General features: G+C 44.5%; 11 protein-coding genes. 7 read left to right on the top strand and 4 right to left on the bottom strand.

Annotated features, from left to right (window positions below):
* Positions 1–4: 4 nt before the first annotated feature.
* Together yihG and L2703_RS00115 are read right to left on the bottom strand one after the other, a co-directional pair.
* Positions 5–901 carry a 1-acylglycerol-3-phosphate O-acyltransferase, YihG family gene (gene yihG, locus L2703_RS00120; protein WP_248969130.1) on the bottom strand — a complete coding sequence of 299 codons (897 nt, stop codon included), beginning with the start codon at positions 899–901 and terminating at the stop codon, positions 5–7.
* Between the two features lie 80 nt (positions 902–981).
* Positions 982–2,505, bottom strand: a complete 1,524-nt coding sequence (locus L2703_RS00115) for a YifB family Mg chelatase-like AAA ATPase (RefSeq protein ID WP_248969129.1) — start codon at positions 2,503–2,505, stop codon at positions 982–984.
* A gap of 451 nt (positions 2,506–2,956) precedes the next feature.
* Here L2703_RS00115 and paeA point away from each other — a divergent pair, with 451 nt between their 5' ends.
* Positions 2,957–4,264 (top strand): polyamine export protein PaeA, encoded by a 1,308-nt coding sequence (paeA, locus tag L2703_RS00110; protein ID WP_248969128.1) that lies wholly within the window; start codon positions 2,957–2,959, stop codon positions 4,262–4,264.
* Between the two features lie 11 nt (positions 4,265–4,275).
* Here the strand turns inward: paeA and ilvY are convergent, their stop codons facing one another.
* Positions 4,276–5,148 carry an HTH-type transcriptional activator IlvY gene (gene ilvY / locus L2703_RS00105; protein WP_248969441.1) on the bottom strand — a complete coding sequence of 291 codons (873 nt, stop codon included), beginning with the start codon at positions 5,146–5,148 and terminating at the stop codon, positions 4,276–4,278.
* Positions 5,149–5,337: 189 nt separating this feature from the next.
* On the opposite strand from ilvY, the gene ilvC reads away from it, so the two are divergent.
* The 6 genes from ilvC (at position 5,338) to L2703_RS00075 (ending at position 14,245) form a co-directional block, all read left to right on the top strand.
* A complete protein-coding gene (ilvC, locus tag L2703_RS00100) occupies positions 5,338–6,819 on the top strand; it encodes a ketol-acid reductoisomerase (RefSeq protein ID WP_248969127.1) in 1,482 nt (493 codons plus the stop codon).
* Between the two features lie 560 nt (positions 6,820–7,379).
* Positions 7,380–9,065 carry an acetolactate synthase 2 catalytic subunit gene (gene ilvG, locus L2703_RS00095; protein WP_248969126.1) on the top strand — a complete coding sequence of 562 codons (1,686 nt, stop codon included), beginning with the start codon at positions 7,380–7,382 and terminating at the stop codon, positions 9,063–9,065.
* Complete coding sequence (gene ilvM / locus L2703_RS00090; protein WP_248969125.1) at positions 9,062–9,319, top strand: acetolactate synthase 2 small subunit; 258 nt, start codon at positions 9,062–9,064, stop codon at positions 9,317–9,319. The genes ilvG and ilvM overlap by 4 nt, the downstream gene beginning before the upstream one ends.
* Positions 9,320–9,397: 78 nt before the next feature.
* Positions 9,398–11,257, top strand: a complete 1,860-nt coding sequence (gene ilvD, locus L2703_RS00085) for a dihydroxy-acid dehydratase (protein WP_248969124.1) — start codon at positions 9,398–9,400, stop codon at positions 11,255–11,257.
* 1 nt (position 11,258) lies between these two features.
* Positions 11,259–12,824: a threonine ammonia-lyase, biosynthetic gene (gene ilvA, locus L2703_RS00080; RefSeq protein ID WP_248969123.1), complete on the top strand. Its 1,566-nt coding sequence runs from the start codon at positions 11,259–11,261 to the stop codon at positions 12,822–12,824.
* A 284-nt stretch (positions 12,825–13,108) separates the two neighbouring features.
* Positions 13,109–14,245 (top strand): pyridoxal-phosphate-dependent aminotransferase family protein, encoded by a 1,137-nt coding sequence (locus L2703_RS00075; RefSeq protein ID WP_248969122.1) that lies wholly within the window; start codon positions 13,109–13,111, stop codon positions 14,243–14,245.
* An 85-nt stretch (positions 14,246–14,330) separates the two neighbouring features.
* Here the strand turns inward: L2703_RS00075 and ubiK are convergent, their stop codons facing one another.
* Positions 14,331–14,579, bottom strand: coding sequence for a ubiquinone biosynthesis accessory factor UbiK (gene ubiK / locus L2703_RS00070; protein ID WP_248969440.1), 249 nt, complete (start codon positions 14,577–14,579; stop codon positions 14,331–14,333).
* Positions 14,580–14,688 lie beyond the last annotated feature (109 nt).

The following is a 14,688-nucleotide window of genomic DNA, read 5'->3' as shown; positions in this document are numbered from 1 at the left end:
CTCGTTAAGCCTTGCGTTTTGCTTCGTCAGCGAGCACTTGCAATTGCTGGTCTTTTTTCAACCACAGTTGATTGAGTTGCTCTTGAAAATCAATCTTAAACTCACGATCTTGCAGGTAGTCTCCGCGCATACTGTGTGGAATGTCACTGACATGAATGTGTACATGCACATCTTTAAGTGCGCCGCAGATGTATTGCCAATAACTAGGAACCTGCTCTGGGTAATAAATGGTGACATCGACTAATGTGTTGATGTGCTCTCCCATGGCAGAGAGTGCAAACGCCATGCCGCCGGCTTTGGGCTTAAGTAAATGTTTAAACGGCGATTGTTGTTTATGGTGTTTGGCGTTGCTAAATCGTGTGCCTTCAACAAAGTTCATGACACTGACAGGCTTTGTTTTAAACTTTTCACAGGCTTTACGCGTAATCTCAATGTCTTTGCCTTTTAACTTTGGATTTTTTCGTAATTCTGCTGAGCTGTAACGGCGCATAAAAGGGAAATCTAAAGCCCACCATGCAAGGCCAAGAATTGGCACATAAATCAATTCTTGTTTAAGAAAAAACTTTAAAAACGGGATTTTACGGTTAAAAACTCGTTGCAGTATTAAAATATCAACCCAAGACTGATGATTGGCTATCACCATGTACCATTCTTGCTCAGAAAAGGTCTGGTCGCCGGTAATGTGGATGCGGACTGGGTGAAAAATGGACTCGACCACATTGTTTACACTTATCCATGCTGTTGCGCAGTTATCAAGAATATAACTACAGATTTTTTGAACAATAGCAACCGGGATGAGCTTAACAATACTAAACACCAAAATGGGAACGGTCCAAAAAATGGTATTCAGAAAATAACAAATAAACGCTATGCAGCCTTTGATTTTCGAAAACAGCGACATTTTTCTCTCCTTTTAAACGGAGAGCTATGTTACTCGTAGTCGCTTAATTGCTCAATCAATACAATAGTTAAAAATTGAATTTATTGTTGGTTAAGCTTGGCAAGTAAACGATCCATTGCTCGATAACCAAGTGCTTGTGCAATGTGGCTGCGTTCAATGGTGACCGATTGTTGCAGGTCTGCAATGGTGCGTGATACTCGTTGAATACGATGAAAACTTCGCACCGACAAACCTAAACTGACGACACTTTGTTCTAGAAACGCTAAGTCTTGTTGACTGATTTGGCTGTCTTGTTTGAGTTGTTTCGGGCTTAGCTCACTATTTAATACACCGGCACGAGCTAGTTGGCTTTCACGTGCCAGTTTAACTCGTTTGGCTATTTCAGCGCTGGTTTCGCCGGGTTGGTGTTTTTGCGTGAGTGTGCCAGCGGGTAATTTAGGCACTTCAACGGTTAAGTCAAATCGGTCTAAAAATGGCCCCGAAAGGCGGGATAAATAGCGTTGAATTTGCTCAGGTGTTGAGCGTGCTCGTTCTGTATCGCCGCAGGGGCTAGGGTTCATCGCGGCGATTAATTGGAAGCGGCTTGAAAAAGTGAGTTTTGCTGCAGCGCGCGATATCTCAACCTGGCCGGTTTCTAAAGGTTCACGCAAGCAGTCGAGTACTTTGCGTGGAAATTCAGCTATTTCATCTAAAAATAATATTCCACGATGCGCAAGCGATATTTCGCCTGGTTTGGGATGGCTGCCCCCGCCAATTAATGCAATTGATGAACAAGTATGGTGCGGCGAGCGAAAGGGGCGATTTAGAAAATCTTGCGGTTTGATGTGTAAGCCTGCAACGGAGTGGATGGCGGCCACTTCGATAGCTTCGTCATAAGTTAATGGCGGTAACAAGGGAATAATTCGATTCGCTAACATACTTTTACCGGTACCGGGAGGGCCCAGAAAAAGCATGTTGTGATTTCCTGCAGCAGCGATTTCGAGTCCTTGTTTAGCTTGATATTGGCCAATCACATCACTCATGCATAATAAATTGTCGCTGGCGGGTGATTCGTCTATCCATTCTGGCTGTGTGTCGAGTAAAGGTAATTGTGCCTGGCCATGTAAAAATGCGGCAAGATTTTGCAAATGAGCCACAAAATAGCTGTGGTTGTACCCCACAAGCTCTGCCTCGTGGCGATTTTCTATTGGCATAAAAAAATGATGCTGATCATTGCGTGCTGCAATGATGGCTGGCAGTAAGCCTGTACAGGGTCTCACTTGTCCTGATAATGCAAGCTCCCCAACAAATTCACATTGGTTCAGGGCTTTACTGGGGACTTGATTTGATGCCGCTAAAATACCAATGGCGATGGGCAAGTCATATCGCCCGCCCTGTTTAGGTAGGTCAGCTGGCGCAAGGTTGACGGTAATGCGCCGCTGAGGAAACTCAAATCCAGCATTAATTAAGGCGCTTCTGACGCGCTCTTTTGCTTCTTTAACCGAGGCTTCTGGTAAACCGACTAAATTAAATGCGGGTAAACCATTGCTTAAATGCACCTCTACCGTGACTTTAGGTGCCTCAACACCACAACTTGCTCTTGTAAAAACACAGGCTATCGCCATTAACAAATCCTTTTGTTTGAATAATATACAAATGAAGGGATAAATACAGTCTAGCAGCCCGAGTTATTTTTGCTGATTTTATCGTGATACCGTCGGTATAACGAGGCAAAATATAACCAATTTTGTTAACTAAACCTTGGTTATCTTGGTGGGTTTTGAGTAGAATACGCGCGCTGTAAAATACGGTCATGGCCCCGAGTCAGTCGAGTGGTTCCTAAGTCAGCACAGTGGTGTGTTTTCCCCGAAAACGGCTATTTTATACAATGAGTAGCCAAGGGTGATTGCCTTTATTTTGATAGATAGCTTCGACGTAGTCTTCGCTCCTTGATGTACTCATCTGATGCAAGCACCCTAAATCATGACCTAAACCGAATATTGTCTTTTTTGCGTTAATTTGCAAAAACGCTACCCCATGATACTTAGTGCTCAGAGCCTAAGATAAAGAGAATGTATGACTATTACTGATAGTTTATTGATTATATTGTGCCTTGTAGGCATAAGTTGCTTTTTTTCTATGTCCGAAATTGCCCTTGCTGCCTCACGTAAAATTCGCCTGCAGACCATGGCAGACGAAGGTGATATTCGTGCAAAGAAAGTGCTTAAATTGCAAGACCACCCAGGTAGCTTTTTTACCGTGGTGCAGATTGGCTTAAACGCCGTTGCCATTATGGGCGGTATTGTGGGGGAGTCGGCATTTCGTCCTTACTTTGAGCAATTGCTGTTGCCGTTACTGGGTGACGAGTGGGGCTTGCAGTTAAGTTTTGTGTGCTCGTTTGTTACAGTCACCTCGTTATTTATTTTATTTGCCGACTTAATGCCTAAGCGTATTGCGATGGTTATTCCTGAACAAGTCGCCGTGACTTTTGTTATGCCGATTGTGTTTTGTATTACATTATTAAAACCCTTTGTATGGATTTTTAATGGCCTTGCGAATGTCATTTTTAAACTGTTGCAAGTGCCAACCGCTCGTAATGATCAAGTGACTCACGATGATATTTACGCCATGATGACCGCCGGAACAGAGGCCGGTGTAATGGATAAAGGTGAGCAGCAAATGATGGAAAACGTGTTTGAAATGCAGTCGGTGTCAGTGACGTCGGCCATGACAGCACGTGAAAGTTTAGTGTACTTTTTATTGCAAGACACTGAAGAAGACATCAAACAAAAAATTGCTAAAAACCCGCACAATAAATTTTTAGTGTGTGACGGTCAGTTAGACATGATCAAGGGTTTTGTTGATGCTAAGGAGTTGCTCATCCGTGTGATTAATGGTGAGCATATTACCCTTAAAGACAGCACCTTGGTGCATAACTGTTTAATTATTCCAGATACGTTAACCTTGTCTGAATCGATGGAATACTTTAAAAATAATCGTGCAGACTTTGCGGTTGTCATGAATGAATACGCTTTGGTGGTGGGCATTGTAACGACGAACGATTTACAAAGTGCGGTGATGGGGGCGTGGTCTTTACATGAAAGTGAAGAGCAAATTGTTGCCCGTGATGGTAACTCCTGGTTAGTGGATGGTGTGACACCGATTACCGACGTGATGCGTGCGTTTCAAATTGAAGCATTTCCGCATAATCAAAACTACGAAACCATTGCAGGTTTTATGATGTACATGCTGCGTAAAATCCCCAAACGGACTGATTTTGTTAATTATGCTGGCTATAAGTTTGAGGTTGTTGATATTGACTCATACAAAGTCGACCAATTATTAGTGACTCGGTTAGACAACGAAACACCACCTATGCCGTAAGTTTAGGCAGATCAAATAATCTCAAGAAACGCACTAATGATAGGGTCATTGGTGCGTTTTTCTTTGCAGCAACAACCTAACTCAAACGCTGGGATCGCCACAGGTGAGGCTAGGGTCTGAATGCGTTCTCGTACCGGACTATTATGAATAACAGCCTCAGGACTAATGCCCACTCCACAGCCTAATGCCACCATAGACACAATGGCTTCTTGGCCAGATACTTGCGCATAAATATTGGGTTTGATACCCATTTGTTTAAACCATTGATCAATGCGTTTTCTGCCAGGGCCATGGTCAGGCACGATATAGGGAAGTTTGGCCCAATCGATATTGCTTTGCGAAACCCATTGTTGTACTTGGCAATGCATTGTTGGTGCAATGACCGAAATGGGCACCTTGTCGATAGGGGTAAAATGCAACGTATCGGGAAACACCTCTGGCAAGGCAATAATGGCAATGTCAGCACGATTTTTTTGAATTTGAGAGACCGCATTTGCAGGATCGCCAGTGGTGAGTTTAATGTCCACATGGGGATGGTCGCGCCTAAATCGGTCAAGCAATGTGGGTAAGTGACTGTAAGCTGCGGTGACTGAGCAATATAAGTTGAGATTGCCACGTAAAAACTGTTGATTAGGGTCTATACGGCTGCGTAATTGGCCCCATTCCGATAACGTTTGCTCGGCAAAGCGCTTAAATTCTAATCCTGCATGGGTTATTGTCACGCTGCGATTATCACGTTCAACTAATTTACTGCCGACTTCATCTTCTAAACGCTGCAGTGCGCGGCTGAGTGTCGATGGGCTGACGTGTGATTGTTCTGCCGTTTTTGCAAAATGCAAACTGTCGCACAGGTGTAAGTATAATTTAAGCGAGCGAATATCCATAACTAACGGCCCCGTTAACCAGCTAAATAACATCACAATACCATCGTTGCATTTTTTGCAACATCACATGCCGAATATATCATTTTAAGCAATGAGATGGATAGGCTATAGTGAATTTAATCGCAAAGTTTGAGTCACTTTCAAACGTAGTTTGCGTCCCAAATTGATAAATTTTAAAGGTGGTATCAGATGGCTAACTATTTTAACTCTCTGAATTTACGTCAACAATTAGCTCAATTAGCACAATGCCGCTTTATGGAGCGTTCAGAGTTCAGTGACGGTTGCCAATACATTAAAGGTTGGAACATTGTTATTTTAGGTTGTGGTGCTCAGGGCCTTAACCAGGGTTTAAATATGCGCGACTCTGGCCTAAATATTTCGTTTGCCCTACGTCCAGAAGCCATTACAGAAAAACGTGCATCATGGCAAAAAGCAACCGACAACGGCTTTAAAGTCGGTACATTTGAAGAGCTTGTGCCTGATGCCGATTTAGTTCTAAACCTTACGCCAGACAAACAACATACCCATGTTGTGAATGCCGTAATGCCATTGATGAAACAAGGTTCTACACTCGCGTATTCGCACGGTTTCAATATTGTAGAAGAAGGCATGAAAGTGCGTTCTGATATTACTGTCATTATGGTAGCGCCTAAGTGTCCAGCGACTGAAGTTCGTGAAGAATATAAGCGTGGTTTTGGTGTGCCAACCTTGATAGCTGTACACCCAGAAAATGATCCAAAAGGCGATGGTTTAGACATTGCTAAGGCTTATGCAAGTGCAACCGGTGGTGATCGTGCTGGTGTGTTATTGTCATCGTTTGTTGCCGAAGTGAAGTCCGACTTAATGGGTGAGCAAACCATTTTATGTGGCATGTTACAAACGGGTGCGATTTTAGGTTACGAGAAAATGGTTGCCGACGGCGTAGAGCCTGGTTATGCCGCTAAGCTTATTCAGCAAGGGTGGGAGACCGTTACTGAAGCGCTTAAACATGGTGGTATCACCAACATGATGGATCGTTTATCAAACCCTGCCAAAATTAAAGCGTTTGATATGGCTGAAGAGCTAAAAGAAATCCTCAAGCCACTTTTTGAAAAGCACATGGACGATATCATTAGCGGTGAGTTTTCTCGCACTATGATGGAAGACTGGGCGAATGACGATGCTAATTTGTTACGCTGGCGAGCTGAAACTAACGAAACCGCGTTTGAAAATGCACCTGTTTCGTCAGAACACATCGATGAGCAAACGTATTTCGACAAAGGTATTTTCCTTGTTGCGATGATCAAAGCCGGTGTTGAACTTGCTTTTGATACCATGGTTGCTGCTGGGATTGTTGAAGAGTCGGCTTATTATGAGTCGTTACATGAAACGCCGTTAATTGCCAATACTATTGCACGTAAACGCTTATATGAAATGAACGTGGTTATTTCTGACACTGCAGAATACGGTTGTTATTTATTTAACCATGCAGCAGTGCCAATGCTACGTGATTATGTAAATGCAATGTCGCCAGAGTATTTAGGCGCAGGGCTTGCAGATACTTCAAATGGTGTTGATAACCAACGTTTAATTGAAGTAAATGAGCAAATTCGTCATACAGATGTTGAGTTTATCGGTGCAGAACTTCGCGGTTACATGACAGACATGAAGCGTATTGTTGAAGCGGGTTAAGTGAATCGGTTGGACTGATATTGTTCCTGTTCAGTTTTGGCTGTAAGTGCAGCCTTGTTGTCGGACAGGCATCAATCGAAACGACCCAATGTGTATTATTGGGTCGCTGAAAAAACAAATTGATAGAGTGAGTTTTAATATTTTTTAGGTTGAACTCATGCGTTAAGTTTTTGTTGTTGTTTGCATTGTCTCGGCAGGGAAGCTGAATTTTTTTTACAAAGACAATTTTTTAGTTGTGCTGGGTAAATCTTTTATGGTACTTGTTAGGTATACCGTAACGTTTATTGAACACACGCTAACGAAAAAAATTAGAAACTTAGGATACTGTCTACACATGCTAAATCACGCAGCTATGCTCATTCTCGCGATTATTACCGTAGTGATTATTAAGTCACAGCGGGGGTGGCGTTTGGCAACTAGACTGACCTAAGAGTCACAAAGATTGTAAAAACCCCCGCTCCGAATGGACCGGGGGTTTTTTAGTTTTAGGCTAAGTAAAAATTTCCAAATATTACACAGTAGAGCAAGCAGAAAACCATTGACGAAGTAGAGATAACAATATGGAAGCAGGACAGAAAATGCGCGGCGCAGATGCAGTCATCAAAGTACTAGCAGCACACGGTGTAACCACAGTATTTGGTTATCCTGGAGGGGCAATTATGCCCATTTACGATGCGCTCTATGGCAGCCCTGTTGAGCACTTACTTAGCCGTCATGAACAAGGCGCTGCGTTTGCTGCAGTAGGTTATGCAAGGGCCAGTGGTAAAACGGGAGTGTGTTTTGCAACTTCAGGTCCTGGGGCGACCAATTTAATTACCTCGTTAGCCGACGCCCTGCTTGATTCTGTGCCATTGGTTGCCATTACCGGGCAAGTATCAACGAGCGTGATTGGTACTGATGCTTTTCAAGAAATCGATGTCCTTGGTATGTCATTATCCTGTACTAAACATAGTTTTATGGTGACAGACATCAATGAGTTAATCCCAACGCTTTACCGAGCTTTTGAAATTGCAGCAGAAGGGCGGCCAGGCCCTGTATTGGTGGATATTCCTAAAGATATCCAAATTGCTGAGCTTGAATACAAAACCCCATTGCAAAGTGTCGCAGATGAATTAACGCCAACACTAACAGATTTACAGGCAGCAGCGGCGTTGCTGACTCAAGCCCAAAAACCAATACTCTATGTGGGTGGTGGTGTTGGCATGGCCGGAGCGGTTGCCCATTTGCGTGAGTTTATAGCGGTCAGTGGTATTCCCTCCGTTGCCACTTTAAAAGGCTTAGGCAGTATCGCCCATGGCACCAAAGGGTATCTTGGTATGCTAGGGATGCACGGTGGTAAAGGGGCAAATCTAGCCGTACAAGAATGCGATTTATTAGTTGTTGTCGGCGCGCGCTTTGATGACCGTGTCACAGGGCGTTTGGCCAGTTTTGCCAGTAATGCCAAGGTATTGCATCTTGATATTGATGCCGCAGAGCTAGGAAAGTTACGCCAGCCAGATGTGGCAATCGCAGCAGAACTACGCCAAGTATTACCCGCATTAACCGACGCCGTAAAAGGTAAGATGGCCATTAGCCAATGGCAGGCTGAGGTTGAAGAGCTTTCGCGCAAGCATCAATGGAATTACCAGCATCCTGGCGATTTAATTTATGCCCCAGCCATGTTACGCCGTTTGGCCAATAAGTTACCAGAAGACAGTGTCGTTGCATGCGATGTGGGTCAGCATCAAATGTGGGTTGCGCAGCATATGTGGTTTAGACGCCCTGAAGATCATTTATCGAGTGCTGGCCTTGGCACTATGGGATTTGGGTTACCAGCCGCCATTGGCGCCCAAGTGGCTCGCCCAGATGCCACCGTAGTTACCGTTTCTGGTGACGGTTCATTTATGATGAATGTTCAGGAGTTGACGACCATTAAACGTCGTAAATTACCGGTGAAAATTTTACTCATAGATAACCAGAAATTAGGTATGGTTAAACAATGGCAACAGCTGTTTTTTGAAGAGCGTTACAGTGAGACAGATTTATCTGACAACCCTAATTTTGTATTAATGGCATCGGCTTTTGATATTCCAGGCCGCACCATTAATCATGCTGATCAAGTAGAGCAAGCATTAGATGAAATGCTTAACAGCAGCGGCCCTTACATGCTGCACGTCGCAATTGATGACGCCTTTAATGTCTGGCCGTTAGTTCCACCCGGAGCCAGTAACAGTGACATGATGGATCAAATGGAGAAGCAAACATGATGCATAATCTAGAAATAACCGTTGAACAACGTCCTGAAGTGCTAGAACGTGTACTGCGTGTTACTCGCCACCGTGGATTTAAGGTCACCCAAATGCAAATGCGCATTAATGATGATGCCAGTATGGCGGTCGAATTATGGGTTGAGGCCGAACGCGCAATCGAACTGTTAAGTAACCAGCTTATTAAATTAATTGATGTCACCCAATGTAAAGTGATACCAGCCGTGTCTCTTGGGCAAGCAGCAAACAGCTAGGCTTATATTATTACCAATTTAATGCGTTACTTGTGATCACACAGGTAACCAGCACCACATTACACAAGGATATTTGCAATGCCAAAATTACGTTCAGCAACCAGTACCGAAGGCCGCAACATGGCAGGCGCCCGCGCACTATGGCGTGCCACTGGCGTAAAAGAAACCGATTTTGGTAAGCCAATTATTGCGATTGCCAACTCGTTTACTCAATTTGTGCCTGGTCATGTGCATTTAAAAGACATGGGCGCACTTGTTGCTAGCGCGATTGAAGAGGTTGGCGGTATTGCTAAAGAATTTAACACTATTGCAGTGGATGACGGCATTGCCATGGGGCATGGCGGCATGCTTTACAGCTTGCCATCGCGTGAGTTAATCGCCGACAGTGTTGAATACATGGTTAATGCACATTGTGCTGATGCATTAGTGTGTATTTCAAATTGCGACAAAATCACCCCTGGCATGCTAATGGCGGCGCTACGATTAAATATTCCCGTGGTGTTTGTTTCTGGTGGGCCAATGGAAGCGGGCAAAACTAAGCTGTCAGATAAAATTATTAAGCTTGATTTAGTCGATGCTATGGTCGCCGGAGCTGACACCAATGTCAGTGATGAAGATAGTAAGCAGATTGAACGAAGCGCTTGCCCTACCTGTGGTTCATGCTCTGGTATGTTTACCGCTAACTCAATGAACTGTTTAACGGAAGCGCTTGGGTTGTCTTTACCGGGCAATGGCTCATTGTTGGCTACACATGCAGATCGTCGTGAACTGTTTTTAGAAGCAGGTCGTCGCGTTATGACGTTGGCTGAACGTTATTACAAGTACGGTGATGAAAATGCATTACCACGTAATATTGCATCATTTAAAGCATTTGAAAATGCCACAGCTTTAGACATTGCCATGGGCGGCTCATCTAACACGGTATTGCATTTATTGGCCGCAGCCCAAGAAGCCGAAATTGACTTTAGCATGGCAGATATCGATCGCATGTCGCGTATTGTGCCGCACCTTTGTAAGGTTGCACCATCAACACCTAAATATCACATGGAGGATGTACACCGTGCTGGTGGCGTGATGGGTATTTTGGGTGAGTTAGACAGAGCAGGTTTATTGCATAACGATGTACCTCACGTGGCAGCAGATAATGGCGGCGACTTGAAATCTGTGTTAGCTAAGTACGATATTAAACAAACAAATGACCCCGCAGTTATCCGCTTTTTTAGTGCAGGTCCGGCGGGGATCCCAACTCAAAAAGCATTTAGTCAAGATTGCCGCTGGGATACTGTTGATGACGACCGTGAAAATGGCTGTATTCGTACCCGCGAATTTGCTTTTAGCCAAGAAGGTGGGTTAGCAGTGCTTGCAGGTAATGTGGCGGTTGATGGCTGCATTGTGAAAACGGCTGGGGTCGATGAGTCTAATTTGACTTTTGTGGGTAGCGCCCGTGTTTATGAGAGCCAGGACGACGCTGTGACTGGTATTTTGGGTGGAGAAGTGGTTGCAGGCGACGTGGTGGTGATTCGCTACGAAGGCCCTAAAGGCGGCCCAGGTATGCAAGAAATGCTTTATCCAACAACCTATCTTAAGTCGCGTGGTTTAGGCACTCAGTGTGCGCTGATCACTGACGGCCGTTTTTCTGGTGGTACATCTGGATTATCAATTGGGCACATTTCGCCAGAAGCGGCCTCAGGCGGCACCATTGCATTGATTGAAAATGGTGACCAAATTGCCATTGATATTCCAAAACGTCGTATTCAATTAAATGTGAGTGATGATGAGTTGGCGCGTCGTCGTCAAGCAATGGATGCCAAAGGACCATTAGGTTGGAAGCCAGTTGCCCGTGAGCGTTATGTCTCTTTAGCGTTGAAAGCCTATGCGCTGTTAGCAACGAGTGCAGATAAAGGTGCGGTTCGTGATCGCACTAAACTGGAGGGGTAATATGTTGGCTTTGGCGTCTCAAACTCAATTAGATTTAGCGCATTATTATTTGCAAAAAATATTGCTGTCATCTGTATACGATGTCGCTAAAGTGACGCCGCTGTCGAGCATGAATAAACTCTCTGCTCGCTTTGGTTGTCAGGTGTATTTAAAGCGTGAAGACATGCAGCCTGTGCATTCATTTAAATTGCGCGGTGCATATAATCGTATCGCAGCACTTACCCAAGAGGAATGCGATAAAGGCGTGGTGTGTGCCTCGGCGGGTAACCATGCCCAAGGCGTGGCTATGTCGGCGACAAGCCGTGGCATTGATGCCGTGATTGTGATGCCAAGTACCACACCAGACATCAAAATTGATGCGGTGCGTCGCCTTGGTGGCAATGTGGTGTTGCATGGTCAAGCATTTGATCAAGCTAACGATTATGCTAAAAATCTGTCTGCTACCGAAGGTCGAGTTTACATCGCGCCATTTGACGACGAAGCCGTTATCGCCGGTCAAGGTACTATTGCACAAGAAATGGTGCAGCAACAGCGTGACATTGAAGTGGTCTTTGTACCCGTGGGCGGCGGCGGCTTAATTGCAGGTATTGCTGCGTATTACAAAGCTGTAATGCCTCAAGTTAAAATTATTGGCGTTGAGCCAGAAGATGCCGCGTGTTTGAAAGCGGCATTAGAAGCCGATGAACCTGTTACGTTAGCGCAAGTGGGCTTATTTGCCGACGGCGTTGCGGTGAAGCGTATTGGCACCGAACCTTTTAGGCTAGCACGTGAATACGTAGATGAAGTTGTGACGGTCACTTCCGATGAAATTTGTGCCGCGGTGAAGGATATTTTTGAGGATACTCGCGCGATAGCTGAACCGGCAGGGGCATTATCGGTAGCAGGGCTAAAAAAATACATGGCTTTGCATGGCAACAATAGCGACGCACCTAAAAAAGCCGCAGCCATATTAAGTGGTGCTAATGTTAATTTTCATAGCTTACGTTACGTGTCTGAGCGTTGTGAGCTAGGCGAGCAAAAAGAAGCGGTATTAGCGGTTAAAGTGCCAGAGAAACCAGGCAGTTTTTTACGCTTTTGTGAGTTACTTGAAAAACGTCCAATGACCGAGTTTAACTACCGATTTAGCAGCCGGGATATGGCGGTAGTGTTTGCTGGCATTCGTTTAACTGGCGGTCAAGCAGAGCTGGCAGAGATTATTGCTAAACTGGAGTTAGAAGGTTTTGACGTTCAAGATTTGTCTCAGGATGAAACCGCTAAATTACATGTGCGCTATATGGTGGGGGGGCATCCGCTTGAACCGTTAGAAGAGCGCTTATTTAGCTTTGAATTTCCAGAGCATCCAGGGGCATTATTGAAGTTTTTAACCACATTACAAAGTAAGTGGAATATTAGTTTATTCCATTACCGCAACCACGGTGCAGCCTTTGGTCGAGTATTGGCCGGTTTTGAAGTACCAGCAAACGATGATGCGGCTTTTGCTCAGTTTTTAACTGACTTAGACTTTGTTTATCAAGAAGAAACGCATAGTCCTGCTTATAAATTATTTTTAAACAGTGCCAAAGGTTAAGGCGTAGTAAAGGTTACCTATTGCTAAATGGCAGGCATGCGTAATCAGCTATCGGTGAGTTGATTGTTATAAAAAATTATCACATTGGGGGATTTTATTTCTCAGTGTGATATTGTCAGTGCGCCTAAAACGAAAATATATTCGTAGGTGATTTCTAATACCACCAAGGTGTGATGCCGTAGTGGCGTTATATCATTGTGATGGATTGCTTATATGTAGGGTAAATTTTTCCATGCGCTTGTGCAATGCACAGGCGCATACGACCTCATTTTAAGGAGACATTGATGTTACCCGTGCCAACTATTCCAGCTTTTATGCCACCGCGCCGTACCCTAATGGGCCCCGGCCCATCTGATGTGTATCCAGAAGTGCTTGCCGCGCAATCTCGCCCAACCATTGGCCACCTAGATCCGTTATTTGTTGGCATGATGGATGAACTAAAAAGCCTGATCCAATATGCCTTTCAAACTAAAAATGAAATGACCTTAGCCGTGTCGGCACCTGGGAGTGCAGGCATGGAAACCTGCTTTGTTAACTTGGTCGAGCCCGGAGAAAAAGTAATTGTTTGCCGCAATGGGGTGTTTGGTGAACGCATGCGCCAAAATGTTGAGCGTGTAGGCGGTGTTGCCGTGGTGGTCGATAATGAATGGGGCGAGCCAGTATGCCCTGATAAAGTAGAAGCCGCCCTTGTGGCACATCCCGATGCTAAGTTTTTAGCCTTTGTGCATGCAGAAACCTCAACTGGAGCGTTATCTGACGCCAAAACCTTATGTACGCTAGCGCAGCTACATGACTGTATCAGTATTGTCGATGCGGTAACATCATTAGGTGGTGTTGAGCTGCTAGTCGATGAGTGGGGCATTGACGCGATTTATTCTGGTAGCCAAAAATGCCTTTCATGCGTGCCGGGTTTATCGCCAGTGTCTTTCTCGCCTAAAGCGGTTGCTAAGCTTAAAGCCCGTACTACGCCAGTACAAAGCTGGTTTTTAGATCAAACTCTAGTGATGGGCTATTGGGGCAATCAAAGTGGTGCTAAGCGCAGTTATCACCATACGGCACCCGTTAATGCATTATATGCATTACATGAATCACTGCGTTTGCTGGCCAATGAAGGCTTAGAAAATGCTTGGGCAAGACACCGTAAAATGCATTTGTTATTGCGTGATGGGTTAACTCAGTTAGGGCTCAAGTTTGTGGTAGATGAAGCGTCAAGGTTGCCACAATTAAATGCGGTTTATATTCCTCAAGGGGTCGACGATGCGCAAGTGCGTAAGCACTTACTAGAAGAGTATAACCTTGAGATAGGTGCAGGCTTAGGTGCGTTAGCAGGTAAAGCGTGGCGTATCGGCTTAATGGGCTTTGGTGCTCGTCGTGAAAATGTGGCTTTGTGCTTACGCGCGTTACAAGAGTCGCTTAGCTAACCGGTTTAATAAAAGCGATGTAGTAAAACAAAATGACGCCGCTTGGCGTCATTTTTTATTGAATAATGGGTCTGCTTGAGCTTGATTATTCAGCGAGCTTTTTTTCAATCTCGTTAACTTGCGCTTGCAATGCTTCTAGCTTTTCACGGGTTTTAAGTAACACATGTTGTTGTACTTCAAATTCTTCACGCGATACTACATCGAGTTTCATCAGTTGGTTTTGTAGTAACTGTTTGCTACGTTCTTCAAACTCGCCAGCAAACTGTTTTACACCGCTTGGTAAATTGTCACTGAGTTGTTTTGCAAGCTCTTCAATTTTCTTTGGATTTATCATCATGATCCCCTACTGATATATTGAGCTAATTGTAACCGAGGTGAGCGTTTTTCCAAAACCTAACTGTAATTTTTCGTTAATTGTCCTCGGTGATTCTGCTATGATCCGC

Source organism: Shewanella basaltis, assembly GCF_023283885.1.
Classification (GTDB): Bacteria; Pseudomonadota; Gammaproteobacteria; order Enterobacterales; family Shewanellaceae; genus Shewanella; species Shewanella basaltis.
The sequence above is the reverse complement of the archived record's forward strand: the minus strand, read 5'-3'. Positions and strand labels throughout refer to the sequence as shown.

Excerpts from the sequence above, each read along its gene's own strand:
- ilvA (WP_248969123.1), top strand. The coding sequence starts at position 11,259 with ATGTTGGCTTTGGCGTCTCAAACTCAATTAGATTTAGCGCATTATTAT.
- L2703_RS00115 (WP_248969129.1), bottom strand. The coding sequence starts at position 2,505 with ATGGCGATAGCCTGTGTTTTTACAAGAGCAAGTTGTGGTGTTGAGGCA.
- ilvC (WP_248969127.1), top strand. The coding sequence starts at position 5,338 with ATGGCTAACTATTTTAACTCTCTGAATTTACGTCAACAATTAGCTCAA.
- ilvG (WP_248969126.1), top strand. The coding sequence starts at position 7,380 with ATGGAAGCAGGACAGAAAATGCGCGGCGCAGATGCAGTCATCAAAGTA.
- ilvD (WP_248969124.1), top strand. The coding sequence starts at position 9,398 with ATGCCAAAATTACGTTCAGCAACCAGTACCGAAGGCCGCAACATGGCA.
- ubiK (WP_248969440.1), bottom strand. The coding sequence starts at position 14,579 with ATGATAAATCCAAAGAAAATTGAAGAGCTTGCAAAACAACTCAGTGAC.
- ilvY (WP_248969441.1), bottom strand. The coding sequence starts at position 5,148 with ATGGATATTCGCTCGCTTAAATTATACTTACACCTGTGCGACAGTTTG.
- L2703_RS00075 (WP_248969122.1), top strand. The coding sequence starts at position 13,109 with ATGTTACCCGTGCCAACTATTCCAGCTTTTATGCCACCGCGCCGTACC.
- yihG (WP_248969130.1), bottom strand. The coding sequence starts at position 901 with ATGTCGCTGTTTTCGAAAATCAAAGGCTGCATAGCGTTTATTTGTTAT.
- paeA (WP_248969128.1), top strand. The coding sequence starts at position 2,957 with ATGACTATTACTGATAGTTTATTGATTATATTGTGCCTTGTAGGCATA.
- ilvM (WP_248969125.1), top strand. The coding sequence starts at position 9,062 with ATGATGCATAATCTAGAAATAACCGTTGAACAACGTCCTGAAGTGCTA.